The sequence below is a fragment of the Dietzia sp. CW19 genome (assembly GCF_014145265.1).
In the GTDB taxonomy this organism is placed as follows: Bacteria; Actinomycetota; Actinomycetes; order Mycobacteriales; family Mycobacteriaceae; genus Dietzia; species Dietzia natronolimnaea.
On record NZ_JAALEE010000087.1, the window covers coordinates 1 to 2,414 of the forward strand.

Genomic DNA, 2,414 nt, shown 5'->3' on the forward strand with positions numbered 1-2,414 from the left:
TGGCGGGTCGGCGGGCGCGCCGAGGTGTGGACCCGGCTGGACTCCGGCCCGGGTTCGGACGCCGTCACCGTCGGCCTCCGCGGAACACCCGACGACGCCGAGGTGACCATCACCGACGCCACGATCGGCTCCACGGCCGAGCCCGAGGTCTCCTCGCGGCACCGGGCCAGGGTCGCCCGGGACGGCGGGTCGCTGCGACTGACCGTCGACGGCACCCAACAGCGCTGGACCGTCGTCCGCTCCGCTGACCCCAAGGCGGCGGACACCTTCTGGGTGGCCGGCGACGGTGGCACCTGGGACCTGCGGCTGCTCCCGTTGATCGACTCCCGGATCCACGACGCCGGGTTGTCGGACGGTCAGATCCTCAGCCCCATGCCCGGGTCGGTCATCGCGTGCTTCGTCGCCGACGGCGACGAGGTGACCGCGGGCCAGAACGTCCTGGCCGTCGAGGCCATGAAGATGGAACACGCCCTGTCGGCACCGATCGACGGGGTGGTCCGGCTGAACGTCTCCACCGGCGAGCAGGTGCCCGCCGACCATCTGCTCGCGACCGTCGAGCCCCACCCCTCCACCGAGGAATCCGAAGGAGAAGGCAATGCCTGAGTTGGAAGAGCACTACGCCGACCTGAAGTCGACGGTCGCCGAGTTCGCCGACAAGGTGGTCGCCCCCGCCTCGGCCGAGCACGACCGCAACCACACCTTCCCCTACGAGGTCGTCGCCAAGATGGGCGAGATGGGCCTGTTCGGCCTGCCCTTCCCGGAGGAGTTCGGCGGCATGGGCGGCGACTACTTCGCCCTCTCCCTGGCACTCGAGGAGCTGGGTCGTGTCGACCAGTCGACCGCCATGACGCTCGAGGCGGGCGTGGGCCTCGGCGCGATGCCGATCTACCACTTCGGCACCGACGAGCAGAAGAACACCTGGCTGCCGGATCTCGCCGCGGGCAGGAAGCTCGCGGGCTTCGGCCTCACCGAGCCCGGTGCGGGGTCGGATGCCGGCGCCACCAAGACCACCGCGAAGCGGGACGGCGACGAGTGGGTGGTCAACGGCAACAAGCAGTTCATCACCAACTCGGGGACCGACATCACCTCGTTGGTCAACGTCACCGCGGTGACCGGCGTGCGGGACAACGGCAAGAAGGCCATCTCGACCATCATCGTCCCGTCGGGCACGCCCGGCTTCACGGTCGAGCCGGCGTACGACAAGGTCGGCTGGAACTCCTCCGACACCCACCCGCTGACGTTCTCCGACGTGCGGGTCCCGGCGGAGAACATCCTCGGCGAGGAGGGGCGCGGGTACGCGAACTTCCTGTCGATCCTCGACGAGGGGCGCATCGCGATCGCCGCGGTGGCCACCGGCGCCGCCCAGGGGTGCGTCGACGAGTCGGTGAAATACGCGCGTGAACGCGAGTCCATGGGCCAGAAGATCGGGTCGTTCCAGGCGATCTCCTTCAAGATCGCCCGCATGGAGGCCCGCGCCCACACCGCGCGCTGCGCCTACTACGAGGCCGCCCGCCTCATGCTGGCCGGCAAGCCGTTCAAGAAGGAGGCCGCCATCGCCAAGATGGTCTCCTCCGAGGCGGCCATGGACAACGCCCGGGACGCCACCCAGATCCACGGCGGCTACGGGTTCATGAACGAGTACCCGGTGGCCCGGCACTACCGGGACTCCAAGATCCTCGAGATCGGCGAGGGCACCACCGAGGTGCAGCTCATGCTGATCGCGCGCGGTCTCGGGTTATGAGTGACCAGGCTGTGACGATGGACGGACAGCGCAAGGAGATCGTCCAGCGCGGACTGTGGTTCGAGGAGTACGAGGTCGGCACCGCCTACCTCCACCGCCCCGGGCGCACGATGACCGAGACGGACAACGTCCTGTTCACCACGCTCACCATGAACACCCAGGCCCTGCACCTGGACGCGGCGTGGTCGGCCGAGCAGCCGGGCTTCGGCGGCGAGCGGCTCATGAACTCCATGCACACGCTGTCGACGCTGGTCGGGCTGTCGGTGGCGCAGCTCACCCAGGGCACGATCGTGGCCAACCTCGGGTTCTCCGAGGTCACCTTCCCCAAGCCCGTGTTGCACGGTGACACCCTCTACGCCGAGACGGTGTGCACGGACAAGCGGGAGTCGAAGTCGCGCCCGGGCGAGGGCATCGTGACTCTCGAGCACATCGGTCGCAACCAGCACGGTGACGTGGTGGCCAGGGCCGTCCGCAAGACGCTGGTCCGTAAGCGTCCGGCCGACCAGGCGGGGGAGGGGTCGGCATGACCCCGGCGTGGATCCCGCCCGGCCCGGCACTGCTGTTCTGCCCGGCCGACCGCCCCGAGCGGTACGGCAAGGCGGCCGAGCGCGCGGACGTGGTGATCGTCGACCTGGAGGACGCGGTCGCACCGGACGCCCGACCGGCCGCCCGG

The 2,414-nt window shown here is 69.8% G+C and carries 3 protein-coding genes and 1 pseudogene; all 4 read left to right on the forward strand.

Translation table 11 applies throughout. The features are described 5' to 3' along the window. Positions 1 to 603: biotin/lipoyl-binding protein (locus G6021_RS03205; protein WP_182640654.1), on the forward strand; the 603-nt coding region annotated here is incomplete at its 5' end. Next, positions 596 to 1,741, forward strand: coding sequence for an acyl-CoA dehydrogenase family protein (locus G6021_RS03210; RefSeq protein ID WP_179525850.1), 1,146 nt, complete (start codon positions 596 to 598; stop codon positions 1,739 to 1,741). The genes G6021_RS03205 and G6021_RS03210, both read left to right, overlap by 8 nt. A 17-nt stretch (positions 1,742 to 1,758) precedes the next feature. After that, positions 1,759 to 2,268, forward strand: coding sequence for a MaoC family dehydratase (locus G6021_RS03215; protein WP_179526313.1), 510 nt, complete (start codon positions 1,759 to 1,761; stop codon positions 2,266 to 2,268). After that, positions 2,265 to 2,414: pseudogene (locus tag G6021_RS03220) on the forward strand (aldolase/citrate lyase family protein); the annotation flags it as partial. The gene G6021_RS03215 and the pseudogene G6021_RS03220, both read left to right, overlap by 4 nt.

Coding starts and splice junctions, on each gene's coding strand:
- G6021_RS03210 (WP_179525850.1), top strand. CDS start 596: ATGCCTGAGTTGGAAGAGCACTACGCCGACCTGAAGTCGACGGTCGCC.
- G6021_RS03215 (WP_179526313.1), top strand. CDS start 1,759: ATGGACGGACAGCGCAAGGAGATCGTCCAGCGCGGACTGTGGTTCGAG.